The organism is Campylobacter concisus, assembly GCF_003048445.1.
Taxonomy (GTDB): Bacteria; Campylobacterota; Campylobacteria; order Campylobacterales; family Campylobacteraceae; genus Campylobacter_A; species Campylobacter_A concisus_BF.
The window spans coordinates 30777-54781 of the sequence record NZ_PIQW01000005.1; the positions used below are offsets into that span (position 1 = coordinate 30777).

23 protein-coding genes are annotated in these 24005 nt (G+C 40.9%); all 23 read right to left on the reverse strand.

Translation table 11 applies throughout. From position 1 onward, the window contains the following. Position 1 precedes the first annotated feature (1 nt). Positions 2–619 carry a phosphatidylserine decarboxylase gene (locus tag CVT14_RS03970; protein WP_103570231.1) on the reverse strand — a complete coding sequence of 206 codons (618 nt, stop codon included), beginning with the start codon at positions 617–619 and terminating at the stop codon, positions 2–4. A gap of 2 nt (positions 620–621) precedes the next feature. Next, positions 622–2547, reverse strand: coding sequence for an ATP-dependent zinc metalloprotease FtsH (ftsH, locus tag CVT14_RS03975; protein ID WP_002939560.1), 1926 nt, complete (start codon positions 2545–2547; stop codon positions 622–624). Then, positions 2540–3373: a 50S ribosomal protein L11 methyltransferase gene (locus CVT14_RS03980; protein WP_103570230.1), complete on the reverse strand. Its 834-nt coding sequence runs from the start codon at positions 3371–3373 to the stop codon at positions 2540–2542. The genes ftsH and CVT14_RS03980 overlap by 8 nt, the downstream gene beginning before the upstream one ends. Next, positions 3373–3738 (reverse strand): chemotaxis response regulator CheY, encoded by a 366-nt coding sequence (locus tag CVT14_RS03985; RefSeq protein WP_002939933.1) that lies wholly within the window; start codon positions 3736–3738, stop codon positions 3373–3375. The genes CVT14_RS03980 and CVT14_RS03985 overlap by 1 nt, the downstream gene beginning before the upstream one ends. Before the next feature lie 63 nt (positions 3739–3801). Next, positions 3802–4512: a 1-(5-phosphoribosyl)-5-[(5-phosphoribosylamino)methylideneamino]imidazole-4-carboxamide isomerase gene (hisA, locus tag CVT14_RS03990; RefSeq protein WP_103570229.1), complete on the reverse strand. Its 711-nt coding sequence runs from the start codon at positions 4510–4512 to the stop codon at positions 3802–3804. Further along, entirely contained in the window at positions 4512–5123 is a 612-nt protein-coding gene (hisH, locus tag CVT14_RS03995; protein ID WP_107849761.1) for an imidazole glycerol phosphate synthase subunit HisH, read from the reverse strand. Before hisH ends, hisA begins: the two co-directional genes overlap by 1 nt. Beyond that, positions 5120–6016 (reverse strand): PDC sensor domain-containing protein, encoded by an 897-nt coding sequence (locus tag CVT14_RS04000; protein WP_009294679.1) that lies wholly within the window; start codon positions 6014–6016, stop codon positions 5120–5122. Before CVT14_RS04000 ends, hisH begins: the two co-directional genes overlap by 4 nt. A 2-nt stretch (positions 6017–6018) precedes the next feature. Next, positions 6019–7800: a UDP-N-acetylglucosamine 4,6-dehydratase (configuration-retaining) gene (gene pglF / locus CVT14_RS04005; protein WP_107849762.1), complete on the reverse strand. Its 1782-nt coding sequence runs from the start codon at positions 7798–7800 to the stop codon at positions 6019–6021. Beyond that, positions 7801–8892, reverse strand: a complete 1092-nt coding sequence (pglE, locus tag CVT14_RS04010; RefSeq protein WP_107849763.1) for a UDP-N-acetylbacillosamine transaminase — start codon at positions 8890–8892, stop codon at positions 7801–7803. A gap of 49 nt (positions 8893–8941) precedes the next feature. Further along, the gene (gene pglD / locus CVT14_RS04015) at positions 8942–9532 is read right to left on the reverse strand and encodes a UDP-N-acetylbacillosamine N-acetyltransferase (protein ID WP_107849764.1); all 591 of its coding nucleotides are present in this window, start codon (positions 9530–9532) and stop codon (positions 8942–8944) included. After that, positions 9519–10124 carry an undecaprenyl phosphate N,N'-diacetylbacillosamine 1-phosphate transferase gene (pglC, locus tag CVT14_RS04020; protein ID WP_107849765.1) on the reverse strand — a complete coding sequence of 202 codons (606 nt, stop codon included), beginning with the start codon at positions 10122–10124 and terminating at the stop codon, positions 9519–9521. Before pglC ends, pglD begins: the two co-directional genes overlap by 14 nt. Beyond that, positions 10117–11232 carry a N,N'-diacetylbacillosaminyl-diphospho-undecaprenol alpha-1,3-N-acetylgalactosaminyltransferase gene (gene pglA, locus CVT14_RS04025; RefSeq protein ID WP_107849766.1) on the reverse strand — a complete coding sequence of 372 codons (1116 nt, stop codon included), beginning with the start codon at positions 11230–11232 and terminating at the stop codon, positions 10117–10119. Before pglA ends, pglC begins: the two co-directional genes overlap by 8 nt. Positions 11233–11234: 2 nt before the next feature. Continuing rightward, complete coding sequence (locus CVT14_RS04030; RefSeq protein ID WP_107849767.1) at positions 11235–13334, reverse strand: STT3 domain-containing protein; 2100 nt, start codon at positions 13332–13334, stop codon at positions 11235–11237. Continuing rightward, positions 13327–14451: a glycosyltransferase gene (locus CVT14_RS04035; RefSeq protein ID WP_107849768.1), complete on the reverse strand. Its 1125-nt coding sequence runs from the start codon at positions 14449–14451 to the stop codon at positions 13327–13329. The genes CVT14_RS04030 and CVT14_RS04035 overlap by 8 nt, the downstream gene beginning before the upstream one ends. Next, positions 14448–15491, reverse strand: a complete 1044-nt coding sequence (locus CVT14_RS04040) for a glycosyltransferase (protein WP_107849769.1) — start codon at positions 15489–15491, stop codon at positions 14448–14450. The genes CVT14_RS04035 and CVT14_RS04040 overlap by 4 nt, the downstream gene beginning before the upstream one ends. Then, a complete protein-coding gene (locus CVT14_RS04045) occupies positions 15488–16546 on the reverse strand; it encodes a glycosyltransferase (RefSeq protein ID WP_107849770.1) in 1059 nt (352 codons plus the stop codon). Before CVT14_RS04045 ends, CVT14_RS04040 begins: the two co-directional genes overlap by 4 nt. Next, complete coding sequence (locus CVT14_RS04050; protein WP_107849771.1) at positions 16543–17475, reverse strand: glycosyltransferase family 2 protein; 933 nt, start codon at positions 17473–17475, stop codon at positions 16543–16545. Before CVT14_RS04050 ends, CVT14_RS04045 begins: the two co-directional genes overlap by 4 nt. Continuing rightward, entirely contained in the window at positions 17476–18237 is a 762-nt protein-coding gene (locus tag CVT14_RS04055) for a glycosyltransferase family 25 protein (RefSeq protein WP_107849772.1), read from the reverse strand. It lies immediately after the preceding gene. Continuing rightward, positions 18238–19755 carry an MATE family efflux transporter gene (locus CVT14_RS04060; protein WP_107849773.1) on the reverse strand — a complete coding sequence of 506 codons (1518 nt, stop codon included), beginning with the start codon at positions 19753–19755 and terminating at the stop codon, positions 18238–18240. A gap of 118 nt (positions 19756–19873) precedes the next feature. Beyond that, positions 19874–21106: a nucleotide sugar dehydrogenase gene (locus CVT14_RS04065; RefSeq protein ID WP_002939912.1), complete on the reverse strand. Its 1233-nt coding sequence runs from the start codon at positions 21104–21106 to the stop codon at positions 19874–19876. After that, entirely contained in the window at positions 21103–21546 is a 444-nt protein-coding gene (locus CVT14_RS04070; RefSeq protein ID WP_021088626.1) for an ecotin precursor, read from the reverse strand. The genes CVT14_RS04065 and CVT14_RS04070 overlap by 4 nt, the downstream gene beginning before the upstream one ends. Beyond that, positions 21543–22865, reverse strand: coding sequence for a UDP-glucose dehydrogenase family protein (locus tag CVT14_RS04075; RefSeq protein WP_107849774.1), 1323 nt, complete (start codon positions 22863–22865; stop codon positions 21543–21545). The genes CVT14_RS04070 and CVT14_RS04075 overlap by 4 nt, the downstream gene beginning before the upstream one ends. A gap of 8 nt (positions 22866–22873) precedes the next feature. Then, entirely contained in the window at positions 22874–23857 is a 984-nt protein-coding gene (galE, locus tag CVT14_RS04080; RefSeq protein ID WP_021088639.1) for a UDP-glucose 4-epimerase GalE, read from the reverse strand. Between the last annotated feature and the right edge of the window lie 148 nt (positions 23858–24005).

Consider the following 24005-nt stretch of genomic DNA (forward strand, 5'->3'; position numbering starts at 1 on the left):
TTTATTTTTCCTCTTCAAAGTATCCAAGAAGTGAAGCAGCTTTAACACTCTCGCCAACGCTTACGCAAATTTTAGTATCTCTTGGCAAGTATAAAATCACTTCGCCGCTTCCTAAAAAGCCAAATTTTCTAGAGGCTTTTAGACTGGTAATGTTATAAATTTCTAAACTTCTACTAAAAACTCCAGCTATGATCTTCATAGCAAATTTAATATTTACTTTTTCAAAACGAATTATCGCTCTTTCATTTAGCATCTCTGAAATTTTCATCGCGTGACATAAAAAGAGCCCATGCCTTTTTTTAACTTCAGTGACGTTAGCATCGCTTATAGCCCTTAGCGTACCTACGCCAAAAAATGGCTTTGAGATAACTATCTTAGCCACCTCTTTATCATCAAAATTTGAAACGCTGATCTCTTTTATCTTACCATCTATGGGTGAAAGTAAGGCTAGTTTATCATCAGTAAAAGGCTCTCTTTCAGGGTCTCTAAAAAAATAAAGAGTCAAAAGAAGCAGTGCTAGAAAAAATAGTGGCGCAATACCAAACAATGCAGATATAGCAAATAAAATCAAAAAGAATAATATAAATTTATACCCTGCTTTTGCGATGTAGCCACTCATTTTTATTCCTCTTTTTTGCCTTTTTCCTCTTCTTCAAGCTCTACAAGCCTGCTTTCAAGACCATTTTCTTCTTCGTAGTTTTTGATGATCTCTCTAACTCTTTTTCCCTCGATAGTCTCTTCTTCATAAAGTGCCGAAACCATGTTTTCAATGGCGCCTTTATAAATTTCAAGAAGACCAAGCACAGCTGTATATCTCTCATGAAGAAGTGCTTTTACAAACTCATCAACCTTTTCAGCCATCTTGTCGCTATAGTCTTTTATGCTTTGTCCGCCATTTAAAAATGTCGCGCGTTGCTTTTCAAGTACCATAAGACCAGCAACATCACTCATACCATACATGCTAACCATAGCTTTTATGATATCAGTTGCACGCTCTAGATCGTTACTAGCTCCAGTTGATATCTCTTTTATAAATACCTCTTCAGCAGCCCTACCAGCCAAAAGAACATCCACTTCTGCAAGCAACTCATGCTTTTGCATCATAAATTTATTCTCTTCAGGTGTATTTAGCGTATAGCCAAGCGCTGCAAGACCACGTGGTACGACTGAGACCTTTGTCACTCTTTTTGCACCTTTTGTTAGCTCAGCTATCAAGGCATGACCGCTTTCATGGTAAGTGACTATCTTTTTCTCTTTTGGATTTACGCGGCGTGATTTTTTCTCAAGACCAGCTATCGATCTCTCGACAGCCTCCACTAGATCAGCCTGCTCGACAAAAGTCTTTGACTTACGTCCTGCAAGAAGTGCCGCCTCATTTATGATATTTTCAAGATCAGCACCTGCTAAACCAGTAGTAAGCCTTGCGATATCCTCGATATTTACATCTTTGCCGATTTTCACGTCTTTCATATGGACTTTTAAGATGTCGCAACGTCCTTTAAAATCAGGCTTATCAACAAGCACTTGCCTGTCAAATCTACCCGGTCTTAAAAGTGCAGCATCCAAAACTTCAGGTCTATTTGTAGCAGCTATAACTATGACTGGCGACTTGTCCGCATCAAAGCCGTCCATCTCAGAAAGAAGCTGATTTAGCGTTTGCTCTCTCTCGTCATTGCCACCCATCGGACCAGAATTTCTGCTCTTACCGATCGCATCGATCTCATCTATAAAAACAATCGCTGGAGCTTCTTTTTTTGCATTTTCAAAAAGATCCCTAACCCTACTTGCACCAACGCCAACAAACATTTCGATAAAGCTTGATGCTGACATAGAGAAAAATGGCACACTAGCCTCGCCCGCAACTGCTCTTGCAAGAAGCGTTTTACCAGTGCCTGGAGGGCCAACTAACAAAATACCTTTTGGAATTTTAGCTCCAAGTCTTAGATATTTATCTGGGCTCTTTAGATAATCAACTATCTCTTGAACCTCTTCTTTTGCCTCTTCAACGCCTGCAACATCGTCAAATTTAACTTTTGGTTTTTCAGAATTTATAAGCTTTTTCGCACTTCCTATACCTAGTATGCCACCGCCGATATTCTTTTGCATACGACTAGCGATAAACATCCAAATAGCAAAAAATATAAACACCGGTATGATCCATGAAAATATAAGATCTCCAAACCAGTTATTTTCGCTATAAACGCTGTAAGTTATGCCGTTTTGCTCAAGTATGCCAATGAGCGTTGGATCATTTATGCGCTTTGCGAGATAGATGGTTTTGTCATTACCAACGCCTTTTATCGTGGTTTCAGATATCGCAACCTCATTTAATTGCTTATTTTTTAGCATATCCTTAAATTCAGAATAAGCTATCATCTTGCTTTGAGCGTTGCTACCAAGCCCAAAAGTACCGCCTAGTCCGTCGCCACTAAAGCTTCTAAAAGCTAGAACTATAACTATCGCAAAAATAGCAAAGATAAAGATGGGATTTTTGTTGAAAAACCCGTTATTATCGCCATTATTTTGGTTATTATTTTGATTATTCATCCATTTCCTTATAAACAAAGCTAACCCAATCATTAGCCTGTTTTATCTCAACTAGCTCCAAATCCTTAAACGTATCTTTAATCCTATCTTCGTATTTGTTCAAAATTCCTGACAATACTAAATAGCCGCCTTTTTTAAGCGATTTTTTCAAGTCATTTGAGAGCATAAAAATAACATCAGCAATGATATTTGCTACGACGATGTCATATTTTTGCTCTAAATTTGCAATAGAACCTGTCCAAATTTTATTAAATTTAACCTCATTTAGCTGGGCGTTACTTTGCGAGCTTTGCGTGGCCTGCTCGTCTGTATCGCAGGCATCGACATTGCAGCCAAGCTTTGCCAAAGCTATGCTTAATATCCCGCTTCCGCATCCCACATCTAAAGTGTTATCACCACTTTTTGCATATTTTTGTAAAAGTTGCAAGCAAGAATTTGTACTTTCATGGTGCCCTGAGCCAAAGGCTAGAGCTGGGTCGATTATGATATTTGTTACGCCTCTAAGTGGCTCTTCCCAGCTAGGTCTAATATAAATTTTATCAACCAAAATAGGCTTAACTGCCTTTTTATATTCGCCTAGCCAGTCCTTATTTTCTTTTGAATTAAGAGAAATTTTTAAATCATTTGAAATTTTACGAACACTAGAGAGGCCTTTTGCATACTCTTCGACACCCCAAGCTATATCTTTTAGATCATACTCTTCCCTGATGATGATCTCATGGTCTAGCTCTTCTACACAGGTGACCCCAAAAGAAAAAACTAACTCTAAAATTTCATCATAAAAATTTGATGTTTTGATGCTTAATTCGTAAAATTTATCTTTCATTAACCAAGAACGTCTTCAAGCTTCTCTTTTAAAACTTGTGGCGTAAAAGGTTTAACGATGTAGTTATTAACACCTGCTTTTAAAGCTGTTATAACCTCGGCTTTTCCGCCCTCTGTTGTTACCATTATGATAGGCATATCAACATATTTTTGCTCAGCTCTTACCTTTTTAACAAGCTCAAGACCGTTCATCTCAGGCATGTTCCAGTCAGTAATAAGAACCTCAATACCCTCGTTTTGTGTCAAGATATTCCAAGCTTCAAGCCCGTGCTCAGCCTCGAGAATTTCTTGATGTCCTAACCTTTGCAAAGTATTTTTTATGATCCTTCTCATTGTTGAGCTGTCATCTACAACCAAAATCTTCACATAATATCCTTTTAGTAAAAATTGCCCTATTCTAGCTAATTAAAATTTATAAAAGCTTTAACGCTAGCCAACTTGTTTGAAAGCATCTTTTAAATCAAGTCGTCCCTCATAGTAAGCTTTACCAACGATCACGCCAGCTATCTCTTTTGTCTCTTTTAGTGCCAAAATGTCGTTTATATCGCTCACACCGCCACTTGCTATGGTCTCAAGCTTGCTGCTTCTAGCTATTTGCAAGCTAAAATCAACATTAACTCCGCCAAGCATTCCATCTTTGTTAATATCGGTGCAAATCACAGCTTCTACACCCACATCTGCAAATTTTTTTGCAAGATCGACCGCTTTTATGTTTGAAACCTCACCCCAACCTTGCACCGCCACATAGCCATCTTTCGCGTCTATGCCAACTACGACCCTGTAAATTCCAGCCATTTTTGCTGTAAATTCTGGATCTTTTAGAGCAACCGAGCCAAGGATCACTCTGCTAACTCCAAGATCCAAATAGCGCTTTATACGCTCTTCATCCCTTATGCCGCCGCCCACTTGCACCTTTAAATTTGTAGCTTTTACTATCTTTTCTATCGTGTTAAAATTTATAGCTTCCCCTGCAAATGCTCCGTCAAGATCGACAACATGCAGCCATTTTGCGCCGTAATCTTCAAACCTCTTAGCAAGCTCACTTGGCTCACTGCTATAAATTTTAGCACTTTGCATGAGCCCTTTACTAAGCCTAACTGCTTGCCCATCTTTTAGATCTATCGCTGGGAAAATTTCCATCACAACCTCGCAAAATTTTCTAAAATTTTAAGCCCAACCTCATGACTTTTTTCTGGATGAGGCTGAAAACCAAAGAGATTTTCATGCTGCACCGCGCTTGTAAATTCATAGCCATAAGTGGTCTTTGCAAGCGCAAATTTATCATCGCAAACCACGTGGTAGCTATGCACAAAGTATAAATACTCAAGCTCTTTTAGTCCTAATCTTAAAGGGCTATTTTGTTTAAAACTAAGCGTGTTCCAGCCAACATGTGGGATCTTTAGTGGTTTATCAAATTTAGCTTCATCAAATTTAACAACCTCGCCTGGCAAAAGAGAAAGCCCCTCGTGCTCGCCAAATTCGAAGCTTTTTTCAAACAAAAGCTGCATACCAAGGCAAATTCCTATAAAGGCCTTGCCATTTTTTACAGCCTCTTTTATCGCTTCATCCATGCCATTAAATTTGAGCTTTTTCATCGCCTCGCCAAATGCCCCAACACCTGGTAAAACGATGTGAGAGTACTCTTTTAAACTCTTGGGCTCACTTAGTAAAACGCACTCATGCCCAAGAAATTTAAAAGCATTTATCACGCTTTTGATATTTCCAGCGCCGTAGTCAATAATAGCAATCATCTGTTCTCTTGTCTTTTTACGCTAAAGAGATAAAAGCTAAGTGCTGCCATCAGCATCGCCACACCGCCTATTAGATAGATAGCATTTATGATATTTTCAGGTGCAGTGATAGCAAATTTAAACACAAGCATGAGCGCCTCGATCGCAAGTGCGATGATGATGGAGCCGATAAATCTAACCATTGTCTTATAAATAACGCTATTTTCTTCGTGATTTTTGCCTAAAACTTCTTCTTCAAATATCGTCTTTACAAGGTCAAAAATGGCAAGAGCCAGCGTTAAAATGATGGTTGATTCAAAAATTTCTTCGACATTTATATGCTCGATACTCTTTGAGATAAAGCTCTTTACACCGTGCCAAAATAAAAATGCACAGATCATAAAAAGCGATGCACAAAAGAGCGCATAGACTGTCTTTAAAAATCTACCAAAATGCTCCTCGACAAAGCCGCTATCGACCATATTTAGGATATTTTCTAGGCTTATGTCGATGCAAGCGATAAATTTAAGCTCATTTTTTTCATTATAGATAGGCACGCTTGCTGTGACGCACAAACCTCCATTTAGACTTGATGGATATGGATCGCTTAAAACGCACCTTTTCTCGCGCACGGCGGTGTAGTAGTAGGCTTTATTTGCGCGGTTTTCACCTTTTGGGATTTTATACTTTTCATTTAGGCTGATAGAGTCTTCGATCTGTATGCCATTTTCATCCAAAATGTATAGTGCGTCAAAATTTTCTATCTCGTGGCTGATCTTATCAAAGCCAGCTTTTATGTTTTCTAAGCACACTCCAGGCAGTCTGTTTGGCAAATTTCTACTAAATAAATAGCAGATATACGCCCTTGCCTTGTATCTCGTGTCACTAAATCTCTTAATATCTTTTATAACCAAAACTAGCCTTTTAAATTTAATGCATGGTTAAACTCTGGCACGATCACCTTAAGAGCAGGCGCTACCTCGTCATCTTCAAGCTGTAAAAGCCCATTTATCTGTGAATTTAAAAGGGTTAGATCATAAGGCTGTGAGTGTGTCACGAAGATCGACTCATACTTAGTTTGAACGTCATCTTTGTTAATAAGTAGCTCCTCATAAAGCTTCTCGCCAGGTCTAAGCCCCACAAATTCGATACCCAGATGCTCTTTGTTTGAAAGCAAAAGCATCTTTTTAGCAAGATCGACGATCTTAACTGGCTCGCCCATGTCAAGCACGAAAAGCTCTCCGCCTTTTGCGATAGAGGCTGCTTGAAGGACTAGCTGACACGCCTCAGATGTAAGCATAAAGTACCTTGTGATCTCTGGGTGAGTGACGCTTAGTGGCTTATTTGCAGCGATCTGCGCCTTAAATTTAGGTATGACTGAGCCACTTGAGCCAAGGACGTTACCAAAGCGCACACAAACTATCTCGCACACACCTGCTTCGTTTGAATTTAGTGCGTAAAGCTCGCAAACACGCTTAGTTGTGCCCATTATGTTTGTTGGGCGCACAGCCTTGTCTGATGAGATCATGACAAATTTCTTAGCACCATATTTTTTAGAAAGATCGACTGCATTTTTTGTGCCAAGGATGTTGTTTTCAACTGCTGAGCGAGGATTTAGCTCGCAAAGTGGCACGTGTTTGTAGGCTGCAGCGTGGATGACGATCTCTGGTCTAAATTCTTCAAAAACCTCTTCAAAGTCTTTTAAATTTGTGATATTTACAAGCTTGCTAACAGTTCTTTTATCTCTTGTATCTTCGCCTATTTTATAAAGGTTAAACTCGCTGTGCTCGACCATTATAAGCTCGCTTACGCCATATTTCAAGCACTGCTTGCAAATTTCGCTTCCTATACTACCGCCAGCTCCAGTGACAAGCACTCTTTTATCTTTTAAGAAATTTGAAATGGCTTCTGGATTAAGGTCTTTTGGCTTTCTAGCGAGCAAATCTTCGATCGAGATATCTTTGATCGGCTCATTTTCGATAAGCGAAAAGAGCTTCATATCTCTTATGCCATATCCAGTAAGCTCATCAACTAAAGCTTGAAGCTCATCTTGATCAAGTGCTAGTGCGATGATAGCAGTCTTTGCGTCGTAGTCTTTTATAAGGCTTGGTATATCTTTTTTATCTTGAACTAAAAATCCATCACAATATGTGCCAACAAGATCGCTTCTGCCATCTACCACGCCAACTGCGTAGTAGTCAAGATAGCCCTGCTTTAAGCCACGTAAGACGTGAAGCGCTTTTGAGGTCGCACCTATAACGATACAAGGCTCGCCTTTGTGAGGTCTGTTTGAAAAGTCAAGCACCATACGCTTTGAAATTCTCAAAAGCCCGATGAGTAGGCATGAGATAAGAAGATCGATAAATATGACGCTTCTTGGGTAAGGATTTAAAAAATCTTGTATGATAAAAAAGACGATCGTAAATAAGATCGCCGCACAAACGTGAGCTAGGAAAATTTTACGAGCTTCGTTTAAGCCAAAAAATCTCCACGGCACCTTGTAAATTTTAAACATCCACATGAAAAAGAGCTTAAATACGATCAAAAATCCTGCCGTTACAAAAAGCCCTTGCACGTAGATATCTGGGATATCGGCGTTAAATCTTAAAAGATAAGCCGCATATATCGAAAAAATAAATATAAAAACATCGCCAAGAAGGAAAAATACGAGCCTTTTTAACTTCGTTGCATGAAACATTTACGCATTTTCCTTGACTATTTTTATCACTCTTTCTTGTGTCTGCTCGCTCATATCGCTGCCGCTTGGCAAGCAAATTCCTCTTGAAAATAGATCTTCACTATATCTATCAACAAAGCTTAACGCACCTTTAAAGACAGGCTGCAAGTGCATAGGTTTCCAAAGTGGGCGGCTCTCGATGTTTGCGTCAGCTAGTGCTTTTATAACCTTTAAATGTGCATCTTTTTTAGCAAAAACGCCAGTTGTGAGCCATCTGTTTCCACGAGAATTTGGTAGCTCTGGCATAAATTCTAAAATATCGCCAAGCTCTTTTTCATAGATATCAAAGACCTTTCTCTTTTGCTCGACTCTCTTTTCTAAAACTTCCATCTGAGCCACGCCAATAGCGCCCAGAACGTTGCTTAAGCGGTAGTTGTAGCCGTAGTCCTTGTGCTCGTAGTGAAGCAGCGGCTCTCTTGCTTGCGTGCTGTAAAATCTAGCTTTTTCTACAAATTCGCTATCTCCAACTAGCATACCGCCACCTGAAGTAGTGATGATCTTGTTGCCATTAAAGCTATATCCACCCATCACGCCAAATGTGCCAAGTGCCTTGCCGCCGTAAAATCCACCAAGCGCTTCGGCTGCATCTTCAACCAAAGCGATGCCTTCATTTTGGCAAATTTCACAAATTTCTTTCATCTTTGAAGCTTGTCCGTAAAGATGAGTGACGACTAGCGCTTTTGGCTTTTTAGGTAAATTTGAGATCGCTTTTTTAAGTAGCTCTGGGCTTAAATTCCAGCTCTCGTCACTATCTATAAAGACTGGAGTTGCCTTTTCATAAAGTATCGGCGAGACTGAAGCCATGAAAGTAAAGCTAGAAGCTAGCACAAGATCGCCCTCTTTTACGCCAAGGACGCGAAGTGCTAGGTGAAGTGCCGCAGTTCCAGCGCATAGTGCAAGCGCATCTTTGGCGCCAGTATAGGCCTTTATGCTATCTTCAAATTTATTGACATATTCGCCAAGTGGCGCTATGTAGTTGCTTTCAAAAACTTTTTTTATATATTCCTGCTCTTTTCCACTCATATTTGGTGGAGATAAAAAAACCCTATCCATTTTCATACCTTTCGTGATTTTTTGGCGATTTTAGCACTTATTTTTAAATTTATATCTTAGCGCGCTCGCATGCAGGCACACCATACGCCTTTATGCCGTCCTTTATATCTCTAACGACCACGCTTCCAGCACCAATAATGCAGTTTTTACCGATGCTTATGCCTTGAATGACGCTTGAGCCAATGCCAACGTGCGTAAATTCTCCCACGCTAACGTTTCCAGCAAGGGCTGCATTTGGGCTGATGTGAGCAAATTTGCCTATCACACACTCATGCTCTATCACCGCGCCAGAGTTTATAATAGCGCCCTCTTTTATATGAGCCTTTGCGTTTATCACAGCATTTGGCATGACAACCACACCTTTTTCTATCACGGCACTTTCACTCACAACCGCACTCTTATGGATCAAATTTACTATCTCAAAGCCAGCAGCTTCGACTCTTTTGCTTATCATCTCTCTAGTTTTATTATCGCCTATGGCTATTATGATGTCAGCTTTTTCAAGCTCTGGGCTAAATTTACGCTCGCTAGCATCGTCTAAAAAAGCTATCTCATCATAGCCATTATCTCTAGCGATGTCAGCGATCACAAGCCCATGCCCACTCGCTCCGTAGATGTAAATTTTCTTAGTTTTTGCCATTAAATTTCTCCGTAGTCGCCTGACCCTCTTTGCTGACACCACTTCGTTTTAGCACCTTTTCGATGGTCTGCAAGGCGATCTTTACATCAAGCATAAAGCTTAAATTTTTAGCGTAATAGACGTCGTATTCAAATTTTTTCTCCCAGCTTATGGCGTTTCTGCCATTTACCTGCGCTAGGCCCGTGATACCAGGGCGCACGTCGTGGCGGTGCTTTTGCGTTTCGTTATAGATGGGTAGATACTCGACCAAAAGCGGCCTTGGTCCGATAAAACTCATATCGCCTTTTAGCACGTTAAAGAGTTGTGGCAGCTCATCGAGGCTAAGAGAGCGGATAAGTTTGCCAAATTTACCAAGACGCTGATCATCTGGCAAGAGCTCGCCATTTGCGTCACGCTCGTCGCTCATAGTCTTAAATTTATAAATTTTAAAAATTTTCTCATTTAGTCCTGGTCTTGCCTGTGTAAAAATGACATCGCGACTAACCTTAAAATAGATAAAGATCGCCGTTGCTATGATGATGGGCGATGTTAAAATGAGCAAAAACAAAGCCCCCAAAATATCAATCACTCTTTTAAAAAAATTTCTATACATCTATAAATTTCCTATAAATTTCTATATATTTTTTTGCGATCACTCGCTCGTCAAACTCACTAACCGCCCAGTTTCTGCCATTTTGCCCAAGCTTAGCGCAAAGCTCCTCGTCATCAAGTAAGATTTTGATCTTTTCTGCTAGGTCGCTCGCGTCTTTTACCTTGCATAAAAGTCCATTGTAGCCCTCTTTTACAGCTTCATTACAGCCTGTCACGTCACTTGCAACGACTGCTTTAGCCATACTCATCGCCTCTAAAACCGTTCTTGGAAAGCCCTCTTTATAACTTGGCAAAGCAAGCAAATAAGAAGCCTTTAAAAGCTGTGGGATGTCGTTTCTAGCACCAAGATAGCGCACTTTGCCACCTTTTAAAAAGCTCTCGTCCGCGGTTGATTTATTACCAGCAAAGCCTTCGCCAACAAAGACAAATTCACAGTTTTTGTAGCCATTTAAAATTTCTGCCGCCTCGTAAAATTCACGAACGCCCTTGTGCCACATGGCTCTTGCGATCATCAAAATCACCTTTTTTTCACCAAGGTCAGTCGCCTGCGTGATAGCTGGGTCAAATTTAGCAGTATCCACGCCGACGCTTTTTATGCGATACACTTTGCTTTTGTCTATCAAATTTCTTGAGATCAGATAGTCTGGGTCTGCGTCATTTACGAAGACGCAAGCGTCGGCCTTTGCAAAAGAGAGCTTATAAAGACTCTCCATGACAAAACGCACGGCCTTTGTTTTAATGTCATCATCGATATAAAAGCTACCAAGCCCTTCAACCAAATTTATAACATGCTTTATGCCAGCATTTTTAGCGGCAAATGTGCCAAAGACATTTGACTTGTGAGCGCCAGTTTGAAGCAGGTCTAAATTTAGCTCGCCTAAAATTTGAGATAGTTTTTTTGAGTTATTTATCACAGTTAGTGGGTTTAGGCTCGCCTTGTCAAGCTCGTAGGTAACGGTGTGAAAGCTTTTAGCAAGCTCATTAGTGAAATTTCCTCTTGGAGCGATAGCAAAAACCTCATGCCCCATATCTTTTAAAGCCTGCATAATGGGCCGTCTAAAAAAGTGTATGCTCATATCAGCGTGGCTTAAAAAACCTATCCTTGCCATCTCTACCTCTTTAGCCTATAAACTTTTGCCGCCCCGTCAAGTATGACTGGTTCAAAGACTTTTGGATCGTATCTTTCTAGCACGAAAAGCTGGATGTAGGCGCTATTTAAAATGCTCTCATCAAGGATGATGAATCTGCCATAATCCCTCATATAAATGACAGAAATGTTTGACATTTCGTTATTTTTATACTCTTTTACATTTAGCTTGCCAGCCTCGTTGTAATCAGTCTCTATGAAAGATCTTAGTGGCAAGACCTTGCCATCATAGATCAAACTTGTGACATCACTTGTTAGTGTAAATCCACCACTTAGCCTAATGCCCTTTTCGCTTTGCGAGATCGCTCTTGCGGTGACAAAAAGTCCGTTGTTTAAATTTTTACCGCTTTTTAGATCGATCTTACTAAACTGCAAAATGGTCGGAAAGATGCTAAGCATCCTATCTGGCAGGTAATAATATATCTCTCTGCTCTTTGCTGGCAGGCTAAAATTTGCCTCTTTTATCTCGCTAAAAAACTGATCAACGCTTAAATTTCTATCTTTTAAAATTTGAGCCAAGTTGCCATTAAAGTGCTCTTTGAAATTTCGCTCCGTATACTCAACATCAAGCCTTGCCATATTTGCCGAGCTCATCTCGTCGCTTCCAAGCGCAAAACTCACGGTAAAATTTTCACGTCCAAGGTGCTTTCCGCCGTCAATTAGCGTCTTAACATCGCTATAATATCTAATCGGATATCCATAGTCCCACCACGCAACCACGTAGTCCTCGCGTCCTGCGATGCCTTTTAGCTTATTTAAAATTTCAACCTCTTTATTTACAAAGACTGGCTCAGCCTTGTAGCCATAGATATGAATGAGCGCTGGAGTAAGCACGAGAGCCGCTATGAACGCTCTTATGAGATTTAGCACGGCTCCTTTTAGCTTTAAATTTGAAAGCACGAACTCCACCAAATAGCCAAAGCCAAGCGCCATGATAGGCACGGCATAAATGGTAAATCTAAGGCCGCTTTTAAAGGCTAAAAAGCCAAGTGCGAGCATGCCAAGCGAGACAGCAAATGAGCGGTGTCTATAACAAAAAAGAGCAACACCAACAAGCGAGATCAAAAATGTGATGACATTTGCGCTGATCCTCTCGCAAAATAGCGTAAAATCAACGACGCTTGACTCTTGGATAGTTTGATTGACATTAAAAAAGTGAAAGCTCATGCCACCAACTTCAGGCGCATCTCTAAAGACGTAAAATTTAAGTTGAAAGATTATAGGATTTAGCCCACCACGGATGACAAAAACGACAAAGATAACTGCCAAAATGCCAATAGCAATTTTTAAATTTATCACCTCTTTTTTAAATAAGCAAAGTGCGTAAATAGCGATAACAGCAATAAATTTAAGAGTTAGATCAAGGTTTGAGATAGCAAGTAAAAGCAGAGAAATTTCAAGGTAAAAAAGTGGATTTTTCCTATCAAAAATGAGCGTGTAGAGTAAAAATAGCCCAGTTAAAATGCTAATAAGCGAAAAGGCGCTCATATACCACCACATATAGATAAGCACGCTTAAAGGTGCTATTATTAGGCTCTTTGCGTCCTTTTTCTCAAGCACTCTAATAAGCCCCCAGACGACAAAGACGCTAAGTGTGATGATGAGCATATCGGTATCGTAATATCCTGCCATCGTGCGGTTGTAGTAGCTATTTGCGATCACTGCAAGAAGTGCAGCGATGAAGCCAGCCATTCTTGCTTTGTATTCATTTGCGATCAAGATAACAGGCACAGCCACAAGCGATGAAAAAAAGACGCTCATATAAATCATCGCTGTCTCTAGCTTTACCCCTAGAAATTTAACGATCCAGTAAGTAAGCGTCGAGAGTGGATAGCCGTAGTAGCTAAGGTCGTTTTCTTGGTGAAAGCCAGCTAACATATCCCTTGCGCCCTCGGCAAATGCGTAGCCGTCGTTCGTGCTGATCATCAGCTCGTTGTTCCAGAAAAAGACTGGATACTCGCTCGCCCAAAAGACCCAGTAAAGCCTGCAAACCATGCCAAAGATGACTGCGGCAAATATCATAAGGTATAAAGAGTAATTTTTAAAAAACAAATTTCTATTCATTAGGATTTTCCAAAAATTTTATAAGCTCGCTCGCTATATTTTCACTATCAAAAAATTTAGCCCGATTATACGCAACATTTTCAAAATTTTGCCTTATCTTTGGCTCGTTAAGCACTTTTAACATCGCCTCTTTCATTGCATTTTCGTCATCAATAGGCACTAAGATGCCAAACTCGCTCTCACCCAAAAGCTCCTTTGCACCGCTCTTGTGCTCGGTTGAAATGATAGTTTTTTCACATGCTAGCGCTTCAAGCAGGACATTTGAAAAGCCCTCAAAACGCGAAGCACAAAGCAAGCAAGAGGCGTTTTTTATATGCCTAAAAGGGTTTTTATCAGTGCCAAGAAGCTTCACTCGCTCGCCCACGCCAAATTTATCTATCAAATTTTGCAGCTCATCTTTTAAAGGCCCTTTGCCAAGGATGCCAAGCGTGGCGCGAGGGTCGTTAATCGAAGCTATTATTTTTATTAGCATAGCTTGATTTTTACCGCTATCAAGGCGACCTATATTTATGAAAAATGGCTTAAAGTCGCTCTCAAGTGGCTCATCTTTTAGCAAATTTATAGTTTTTAGATCAAGGGCGTTGTAAAGCACCTTTGTTTTTGCCTCGCTCATACCAAAATTTCGCACCAGATCCTCTTTGTTGCCAGCTGCATTTGCGAGGATTAGATCAGCCTTTTTATAAAGATGAGTGAGTAAAAATTTATTAACCCTGCCGCTTAGATCGTCTTTATATAGGATCGACGGGCAACTTCGCTCGCTGATAACTAGCCTAGCCTTTAGCCCTAAAATTCTAGCAACCCCAGCGATGTAGCATGGGCGGTTCATCAGCACAAACTGCGTGTCGATGCCTAAGTTTTGACAAAGTTTTTTATATTTAAAGGCAAGCAATGGCATCGCTAAAAAGAGCCTTGCAAGCTTCTTTAGCCCGCTCTCGTAAGGATCGCTATTTTCTATAAAGTGGGTTTGCACCTCGCTTGGGATCTCGTAGGCGATGACCTTGCTCATTAAGATGAGATGAACTTCATAACATTTGACCAAAAATGGCAGTAAATTTGCCACATTTCGCTCAGCTCCGCCAGGCCCCATCGAGTATAAAAAAACGGCTAATTTTTTCACTTGCTAACAACCTTTTTTATAAATTCTCGCCACTGCTTGATGATATTTTCTTTGCTAAATAAATTTGCACTTTCGCTGGCGTTTTTTGCTAGTTTTTGCCTTAAATTTTCATCTTTTAAAAGCATCTCAAGCTTATCTTTTAGATCATTTGCGTCGCCATTTTTAAAGATAAGCCCATCTATGCCGTCATTTATAAGCTCTCTTGCGCCCACAGTGTCGCTACTTAGCCTAGCGCAGCCAAATGCACCTGACTCGATTAACACGTTTGAAAGCCCCTCGCTTCTTGAACAAAGAGTGAAAATTTTTGCCTCGCTGTAAAGTTTTGTAACATCACTCATGTGACCTAAGAATTTGACGCTAAGCCCTAAATTTGAGGCCATCTCTTTTAGCTGCACTTCCTGTCTGCCACTGCCTGCGATCTTTATCTCCCAGCCATCAAGCAAGCTCTTATCTACCTTGCTAAGCGCCTCAAAATAGACATCATAGCCCTTTACCGCCTCCAGCCTTGCCACGCTTAAGATGACATTTTGCTTCTCGCAAATTTCAGGCACGTCGATAAAAAGTGGATTATGTATGACCTCGCGATTTTTGGCAAATTTATAGTAGTCGTAGTCGCTTTTACTTAGCACGCTTAAACCATCTACAAAGCGGTAGCTAATATCACGCATAGCGCTTGCTACTTTACTTTTTAAGTAGCTATGCTCGTGGTGCTCGGTTGCTATTAGTTTGCTCTTTAGCCCAGCATTTGCGATCACGCAAGCGACGTTTGTCCAGTCGATAAAGCTAATTATAAGATCAGCCCTTTGCTCTTTAAAAAGCGCTCTAAGGGCTAAAATTTTCTTAAATTTTAAAGCGAGCCCAGAGCCACTCACGTTAAGATTTATGATATTTATTTTTTCGCTAAATTTATAAAGCCCAAGATCCTCTTCAAGCAGGGCGATAGTGATCTCATTGTCTTTGCAAAGCTCATTTGCAAGCACGTTTAGCACACGTTCAGCTCCGCCGTTTCTAAGTGCGGCGATGACAAAAAGAATTTTCATTTCACACCTCCAAGCTTTAAAAGCTCCAGCCATTTTTTATAAATTTGCTCCACGCTAAACTCATCAAGTCTAGCCCTTGCGTTTTTAGCAAATTCGCCCATTTTTGCCTCATCTTGCAGCATTTTTGCAAGCTTTTCGCTCATCTGCCCAGCATCATTTATCTCACAAAGCAAGCCATCAAAGCCATCTTTTATAAGCTCTTTTGCCCCGCTAGTTTTTGTCGCAACCCGCACGCAGCCATAGTTTATCGCCTCTATCAAGGTGTTTCCAAGACCCTCGAAATTTGAGCAAGAGAGCAGCACCTTTGCTCTTTTATAAAGCGAGGCGATGTCGCTAACGTTGCCTAAAAACTCCACCTCTGCACCCAAATTTTTAGCTAAATTTTCTAAATTTACCCTCTCGCCGCCATCTCCAGCGACAACAAATTTATAGCCGCTTTGCTTTAAGCTTGCAGCCACTCTTACAAACATTTCGCAGTTTTTTATCTTATTTAGCCTGCCAACAAATATGACTAAATTTTCTTTAGTAAAGCTCTCACTGCGTATCTCTTCAAAGAGTGGGTTGTAAATTTTCATCACATTTTTGCAAAATTTCGAGTAGTAGCCAAGATCCTCGTCGCTTAAGACGCTAAGTGCGTTTGCAAATGGATAGCTAAGGCGTCTTAGCACCTTAAAAATGGCTCTTTTTGGCGCAAGGTAGTTTGTGTGCTCGCTTATTATTATAGGCGTTTTTAGACCCGCTGAGCTAAAGAGCACCAAGGTATTTACGGCGTCTAAAAAAGATATAACAGCGTCAAATTTGCCCTCTTTTATGAGCGCTCTTAAAGCAAGCACCTTTAAAACTCTCTTTTTTAAATTTCCAACCAAGCCAAGCTCATCAGCCCCAACGCCCAAATTTATGAGCTTCACGCCACTTGCTAGCTCGTAAAATGGCTCGCCCTTGTCAAATTTAACAAGGCTTACCTCGTGATCCATGCTAAATCTTGATGCGATCACCGCGCAAACTCGCTCCGCACCGCCACTTCTAAGCGTTGATGTGACAAATAAAACCTTCATACGCCAAACCTTTGTTTTATCTTTACTCTAAGCTTTGAAAGTGCCGGTAAAATGCCACTTGGAAGCGGGCTAAGCAGTAAAAATATAAGCGCCTCTTTGCTAAATTTAATGCTTAAACTTTTAAAGATACACCTTAACATCAGCCCATATTCGCCTGCTATTTTGGCGTAGTAAGCGGCGTTTTTATACTGCATAGCTAGAAATTTTGGCTCATTTTTTATAGCGATGTCGTAGTGCATATTTGCCGTTTTTATATAGGCGTTTGCGACGTTTAACGCGTGCTTGCTAGCATTTAGCGTAGCACTATCGCTTCTTGCGATGCGGTAGATGTAAAGTGGCTTTTTAAGATAGAAGACATTTTTTTCAAAAAAGCGAATGTAAAGCTCATTTTCGCCACCAAAACTGCTCTCATCAAACCTAAAACCATCTATAAATTCACGCGAAAAAAGCTTAAAATACTCGCCATTTATCCGCCCACAGTGATAATCAACCTTACTCATCGCCCCACTCTTGCTATATGGGCTTCTGCCAGCCACGACCTCGGTCATCACGCCATCTTTCTCACAGATCGCGTCTGCAAAAACGCACGAATACTCGCCACTTTTTAAAATTTCATAGCACTGGGCAATCGCCTCTGGCAAAAGCTCGTCATCATCGTCAAGTAAGCAGATAAACTCGCCTGTTGCGTTGTCAAAGCCGTTATTTTTGTTGCCATTTGGGCTCTTTTTGTGAGCGCTGTTTTTTACAAATTTGATCCTAGCGTCGTTAAAACTCTTGCAAATTTCACTCGCACTCTCGTCATCGCCGTCATCGGTTACAACTATTTCTAAATTTTTATAGCTTTGAGCTAGAGCGCTTTTTATGGCCTTTTTTAAAAGCTCTGGACGCTTATAAGTCGCGGTTACGATGCTGATTAATGGCTCGCTCATTTAGCCCCTTTTAAAAATTCTCTCATAGCCTTGAAGCTTTTCAAGTCGTGAGAAAAGTATAAATTTAATTGTCTTTATATAAGCCTTTAAATTTGCACTGTATCCTCTCTCAAGGCGCTCGCCCTCGATGTTTGAGCCACTAAGATCAGTTGGATGCGCAAAAAGGTCGCAAAAATACATCTGCATATCATTAACGCCTAGTAAATAGTCCCAAACATCGGTCGTGCAAAGCGCACGTTTATGAATTTCAAGCAAATTTTTAGCACTTTTTTTAGTTAGCACATAAGCCCCCGCTCTATAAATGCTTGAAAATGAGTGCTTTGAGACCTGCCAAAGTGGCTTACTTAGGCTAGCATCCACCTTTTTGCCAAAGGCGCTAAACCTGCCCTCTAGCCCATCTTGCATGCCACATATCAGCACGCTATTTTCAGGCATCTTACTAGCTGCTAAAAAGGCCTCTTTTATGGCCTCATCATCTCCTATCACGTCGTCTTCAAAGATGAGAGCAAATTTAGCCTCGCTTGCCAAAAACGCCTCATAAGCCTTCACGTGCGAGAGCGAACAGCCAACCTCTGCTGGGCTTAAAACCTTGCCATAAGCTTTAAATGATGGCGAAATGATCTTATAGTACTCCCTCGCGTTTAGCTCCCTGCCATCAACTGCGTCTATTAGTTTAAAGCTATCATAAGAGCTAAATTTCTGCTTTAAAAGCTCGCGCCTTTTGGTATCTTTTGCCAAAGAGATCAGATAAATTTCATTCATTTAAGACCTTTTAAATTTTTTTAAAATTTTACGCCAGACTATGCCTCGCTCGAAGGCATTAAAAAACAAAAAATATCCCAAAACATAAGCTGCGCCGGCGTATATCGCAGCAAAGATAGCAAATTTTAGCCAGTTATCTAGGCTCACAAAGTCCTTGCAGGCAAACATCGCAAGCACGCAAAGCGCAAAAACGGCTAAATTTTTAAAATAAACCCCGTAAAAGGTGGTGAGTTTCACCTCTAAATTTAAGGCGGCATTTATGAGGTCAAAGCCGAGAATCCTTATGCTATAAAAAATGGCTGCGACGATGACGATACCATAAACGCCGTAGTCACTAAATTTGAGCAGTGCGATCTGCGCTATGATCGTGCTAACGCCAAGAATGGTGTTGGCAATGGCTGGTCGGCGAAGCTTGTTTGTCGCGCTATCAAGGTTAAAAAGCGAAAAAACAAAGCTTATAAAGACGATCGGCACTAGCGTTATCATCGAGACATTGTAGATAAATTTAACCTCATCTGTGCTTTTAAAAGGTAGCCAAAGCGTGTAAAAATCAAGCCCAAAAACGACGAAAAATGCAGCCGGAGCGCTCATCACAAAGGCGATCACCTTCATTGAAAATTTAGCCTCTTTTATGAGGTCCGTGATCAAATTTTTAGAGTAAAGCTCGACAAATTTTGGCGCAAAGATGCCGCTAAGCTGCGCCACGAAGCTCTCAAGTATGATAGGGGCGGCCTTGGCGACTGAAAGAAGACCAGTGGCATTTGCATTTACGAAAATGTTGCAGATAAATAGGTCCATGCCTGTTAAAAGTATGCGGTTTAGCGCATTAAAGCTGTTCCAAATACCAGAGCTTAAAAGCTCTTTTATCTTAGAAAAGTCAAATTTGCTAAGGCTAAATTTTAGCTCCGGCGTGATGCGAGCTGACATAAAAATGGTGCTAAAAAAGACAAAAAGGCTAGCAACTAGCGCTGAAATGGCGATGTATGAAATGAACGGCTTAAAAAAGAAAAAGAGCGCCACGATGAGGGCTGCTAAAATCGCGCTTGAGATGGCGTTTCTGATGGAGAGTAGATAGAGCTTATTTGTCACAAAAGCACAAACCGTCAAAACGCCGTTAAATAGCCCAACGCAGAAATTTATAAAGTAAAAAACAAGGGTCATTCTCACGTCAAAGAGTAAATTTTCAGGGACATTTAAAAAGCTTTGCAAATTTAGTATGAAAATGGAGCTAAGTACCACCACAACGGCGCAAAAGAAGATATTTACAACAAGCACTGATGAGTAATAGGTGTTTGCAAGGCTTAGATCTTTTTTGTGCCACGCATGAGCGACAAAGCGGCCGCTGACAGAGTTTATCGCCACGCTCACGACTGCTGCGTAGCTTACGATGGCGTTGCTAAGGCCTACAAAGCCAAATGCCTCGTTGCCAAGGCTTTTTAAGATAAATGGCGTAAGAAAGAAATTTATGCCCATTGATACGACAAAAACGACGATCGAGCTTATTAGATTGATTAGCATTAGACTTTTAACCTTTGAAATTTAGCCCAAAAGCTAAATTTAAAAAGAAAAAACCATAAATTTTAGCCGCCAAGCCAGATGGCAAGGCAGCTAAGTAAATTTTAAATTTAACGCTCACTTACAGCCTAGCGTCAGCCTCTGGGTAGATATTTTTTATATCATAAACCAAGTGGCCTTTTAGGTTGAGCTTTTTAAATTCATTGTGAGCTACGGCGATCACGATGCAGTCGTAGTCGTCTAGGTTATACTCTTTTACTAAATCAAAGCCGTACTCATGTTTTACCTCAGCGCTATCAGCCCAAGGATCAGTCACATCGACCTTGCAACCAAAGTCTTTTAGCTCATCAACCACGTCTATAACGCGAGAATTTCTTATATCTGGGCAGTTTTCTTTAAATGTCATACCAAGAACAAGCACGCGCGCTTTGTTGATAAGCACGCCTTTTCTTATCATGAGTTTGATCACTTGATCGGCTGCGTATCTGCCCATATCATCGTTGATGCGGCGACCTGCTAGGATCATTTCAGGGTTGTAGCCTACCTCTTGAGCTTTGTGAGTTAGGTAGTATGGATCTACGCCGATGCAGTGACCGCCGACTAGACCTGGACGGAAATTTAAGAAATTCCACTTAGTGCCTGCAGCCTCAAGCACGTCTATGGTGTTGATGTGAAGCTTTTCAAAGAGCATCGCAAGCTCGTTTATAAAGGCGATGTTGATGTCGCGCTGAGTGTTTTCGATGACCTTTGCGGCCTCTGCTACTTTGATGCTTGAAGCTTTGTGAGTGCCAGCTGTGATGATAGAGCGATAAATTTCATCGACCTTGTCAGCGATCTCTGGGGTTGAGCCACTTGTGATCTTTTTGATCTTTGTCACAGTGTGCTCTTTATCACCTGGGTTTATGCGCTCTGGAGAGTAGCCGCAGAAGAAGTCTTTGTTAAATTTAAGCCCACTCTTTTCAAGAAGCGGCACGCAAATTTCTTCTGTAACGCCTGGATAAACGGTGCTTTCATAGACAACGATGTCGCCTTTTTTAAGCACTTTTGCTACGCTCTCAGTCGCTTTTACCACTGGAGTTAGATCAGGGCGTTTGTTCTTATCTATCGGAGTTGGGACGGTTACGATAAAGAAGTTGCAACTTCTGATGTCATCTAAATTTAGGCTAAATTTCATGCCATTATCGATCGCTTTTTTCATCTGCTCATTGCTAAGCTCAAGCGTTCTGTCATAGCCACTTTTAAGCTCTTCTATACGTTTTGCATTTACGTCAAAGCCGACTACTTCGTACTTTTCACTAAAAGCTGCTGCTAGTGGAAGTCCCACATATCCAAGTCCTACTACTGCTATTTTCATTTCTCTTTCCTTTTTAAAATTTTTGGTTTTATCGTTTTTATACGTTCATAAATTCTTATCTCTGCGCCCACGCCTTGCGGAGTTACGATCTTAATGGGGCTAATGCCAGGCAAAATTTGAGTAAATTCATAATAAATTTGCCTCTTTTTCTTTTTGCCGTTGCAAGGCTTAAGCGGTTCATCATCTGCGTTAAATTCATAATAAACCCCGCTTTTATCCTCTTTTTTATCTAAATGTCCGCCCTCTAGCATAGCAAATTCGCAATCCGTTTGCACCTCTTTAAAAAATGCAACTTCATATTTAAAATAATCATGCGGCATCTTTGAGATAGGGAGCTCAAAAACCTGCTCTTGCGTCTTTACTTCACTTTTGCCTACCTCATCACTAGCTAAAAGCGTAAAAGGTAGCAAAAAAGCTATGAGAGATAAAATTTGCTTCACGCTTTGACACCTATTTGAAAATATTTAAATCCATGCTCAGCTAAAGCTTTAGCGTTATACTGGTTGCGTCCGTCAAATATGACGGCGTTTTTTAGCCTCTCTTTGATCTCCATAAAATCAGGCGATCTAAACTCGCTCCACTCTGTCACAAGCACCATAGCATCGGCGTTATCAAGAGCGTCATATTTATTTTTAGCGTATTTCACATCTAAATTTGGCATATATTTTTTAGCTTCTTCGCTCGCTTTTGGATCGTAAGCGACCACTTTTGCGCCAGCCTCGTCTAAAAGCTTTATCAAAGTTAGCGAGTTAGCCTCTCTCATATCATCGGTATTTGGCTTAAACGCAAGCCCCCAAAGTGTAATCGTTTTGCCCTTTAGATCGCCGCCAAAGAAGTTATAAATTTTATCAAATAGCACTCTTTTTTGAGCCTTATTTCTTGACTCGACCGCGTTTAAAAGCTCTGGCTCAAAGCCATTTTGTCTAGCCGTGTAGATGAGCGCCTCGACGTCTTTTGGAAAGCAGCTGCCGCCATATCCGCAGCCTGGATAGATGAAGCTATATCCGATCCTTGAGTCGCTGCCGATGCCTTTTCTTACTAAATTTACATCAGCTCCCACGCGTTCGCAGATATTTGCTATCTCGTTTATAAAGCTTATTTTGGTTGCTAGCATCGAATTTGCAGCGTATTTTGTCATCTCGGCTGACTTTACGTCCATGCAAATGAGCCTGTCGTGGTTTTTCATAAATGGCTCATAAAGCTCTCTCATCACACTAAAGCCCCACTCGCTGCTAGCTCCGATAACAACGCGATCTGGCTTTAAAAAGTCCTCAACCGCCGCGCCCTCTTTTAAAAACTCTGGGTTTGAGACGACTTCAAATTTAACCTTTGCATTTCTCTTTTTAAGCTCAGCCTCGATCACCTCGTGCACCTTAGCTCCAGTGCCTACTGGAACGGTTGATTTATCGACCACGATTAGCGGTTTGTTTAAATTTTCTCCGATTGACTTGGCAACTGAAAGCACGTATTTTAAATCCGCCTGCCCGTCAGCGCCCATAGGCGTGCCAACTGCGATAAATAGCACATCTGCATGCTCTAGCGCCTCAGTTATCTGCGTGCTAAATTTAAGCGAGCCATTTTTGTAGCACTCACTCACGATATCAGCGAGCCCTGGCTCATATATAGGCACGACGCCGTTTTTTAGCGCCTCGATCTTTTTACTATCTACATCGACGCAGATCACGCTGTTGCCCATCTTAGCAAAGCATGCGCCACTTACTAGTCCAACGTATCCAGTTCCGATTACTGCTATTTTCATGTTTTCCCCTAAATTCTCTTTTCCCACTCAAGGGCAGTTTTTATGATGAGCGCCAGATCGTCTCTTTTTGGCCTCCAACTTGTTAGCAAGCGTAGTTTGCTTGCATTTGAGATGAGGATAGCTGGGTCGCCGTCCCTTCTTGGCGCATTTAGCACTTTAAAATTTACTCCACTTACTTTTTTTGCAGTCTCGATGACCTCTTTTACGCTAAATCCCCTGCCATATCCCACGTTAAAAGTTTCGCTGCCATTTTGACTGATATACTCCAGCGCGCTTATATGGGCGTCTGCTAGGTCGCTAACGTGGATGTAGTCTCTTACGCATGTGCCATCTTTTGTCGCGTAGTCATCACCAAAGATACCCATGCTCTCACGCTTGCCAAGGGCTGTTTGCACGGCTACTTTGATAAGGTGCGTGGCGTTTGGATAGTTTTGACCGATAAGCCCCTCCTCGTCTGCGCCTGCCACGTTAAAGTAGCGCAAAATCGCAAATTTGAAATTTTCATTTGACGCAGCGTAGTCTTTTATGATCTGCTCGCTCATGAGCTTGCTTCTGCCGTATGGATTTATCGGATTTGTAGGCGTTGTCTCGCTAACTTCTGCCACGTCTGGCTCGCCATAAACTGCAGCAGTTGAGCTAAATATAAATTTATTTACATTGTAAGTTTTTGCATATCTTAGCACTCTTGCGACATTTGCGGTATTGTTTAGATAGTATTTTAGCGGCTCGCTCATACTCTCAAAGACCTCAATAAACGCTGCAAAATGGATGATCGCATCAAATTTACCATTTGCAAAAATTTCGCTTAGATCATCTTCTAAATTTGCATTTATAAATTTAAAATTTCCTATCTTTTGGAGTGCCTCAAGTGCTTTTTGTGAGCCCTTGCAGAGATTGTCGATGATAGTTATCTCATCTTTGCCTTGCTTTAAAAGTGCTTTTACTACGTGGCTGCCGATGTATCCAGCTCCACCTGTTACTAAAATTTTCAAGTTTAAGCCTTTCATAAAAAAGTGGTTAATTTTATCAAAAATAGAGTAAAGCAAAAGTAAAGCAAGGTTAGTTTTTAAATTTTGCTTGAACGCTGCGTGGATAGGTCTTTGCCTTTATAAATTTAAAATAGACTTACAATCTATTTTA

Excerpts from the sequence above, each read along its gene's own strand:
- CVT14_RS03970 (WP_103570231.1), bottom strand. The coding sequence starts at position 619 with ATGAGTGGCTACATCGCAAAAGCAGGGTATAAATTTATATTATTCTTT.
- ftsH (WP_002939560.1), bottom strand. The coding sequence starts at position 2,547 with ATGAATAATCAAAATAATAACCAAAATAATGGCGATAATAACGGGTTT.
- CVT14_RS03980 (WP_103570230.1), bottom strand. The coding sequence starts at position 3,373 with ATGAAAGATAAATTTTACGAATTAAGCATCAAAACATCAAATTTTTAT.
- hisA (WP_103570229.1), bottom strand. The coding sequence starts at position 4,512 with ATGGAAATTTTCCCAGCGATAGATCTAAAAGATGGGCAAGCAGTTAGG.
- hisH (WP_107849761.1), bottom strand. The coding sequence starts at position 5,123 with ATGATTGCTATTATTGACTACGGCGCTGGAAATATCAAAAGCGTGATA.
- pglF (WP_107849762.1), bottom strand. The coding sequence starts at position 7,800 with ATGTTTCATGCAACGAAGTTAAAAAGGCTCGTATTTTTCCTTCTTGGC.
- pglE (WP_107849763.1), bottom strand. The coding sequence starts at position 8,892 with ATGGATAGGGTTTTTTTATCTCCACCAAATATGAGTGGAAAAGAGCAG.
- pglD (WP_107849764.1), bottom strand. The coding sequence starts at position 9,532 with ATGGCAAAAACTAAGAAAATTTACATCTACGGAGCGAGTGGGCATGGG.
- pglC (WP_107849765.1), bottom strand. The coding sequence starts at position 10,124 with ATGTATAGAAATTTTTTTAAAAGAGTGATTGATATTTTGGGGGCTTTG.
- pglA (WP_107849766.1), bottom strand. The coding sequence starts at position 11,232 with ATGGCAAGGATAGGTTTTTTAAGCCACGCTGATATGAGCATACACTTT.
- CVT14_RS04030 (WP_107849767.1), bottom strand. The coding sequence starts at position 13,334 with ATGAATAGAAATTTGTTTTTTAAAAATTACTCTTTATACCTTATGATA.
- CVT14_RS04040 (WP_107849769.1), bottom strand. The coding sequence starts at position 15,491 with ATGAAAATTCTTTTTGTCATCGCCGCACTTAGAAACGGCGGAGCTGAA.
- CVT14_RS04045 (WP_107849770.1), bottom strand. The coding sequence starts at position 16,546 with ATGAAGGTTTTATTTGTCACATCAACGCTTAGAAGTGGCGGTGCGGAG.
- CVT14_RS04050 (WP_107849771.1), bottom strand. The coding sequence starts at position 17,475 with ATGAGCGAGCCATTAATCAGCATCGTAACCGCGACTTATAAGCGTCCA.
- CVT14_RS04055 (WP_107849772.1), bottom strand. The coding sequence starts at position 18,237 with ATGAATGAAATTTATCTGATCTCTTTGGCAAAAGATACCAAAAGGCGC.
- CVT14_RS04060 (WP_107849773.1), bottom strand. The coding sequence starts at position 19,755 with ATGCTAATCAATCTAATAAGCTCGATCGTCGTTTTTGTCGTATCAATG.
- CVT14_RS04065 (WP_002939912.1), bottom strand. The coding sequence starts at position 21,106 with ATGAAAATAGCAGTAGTAGGACTTGGATATGTGGGACTTCCACTAGCA.
- CVT14_RS04075 (WP_107849774.1), bottom strand. The coding sequence starts at position 22,865 with ATGAAAATAGCAGTAATCGGAACTGGATACGTTGGACTAGTAAGTGGC.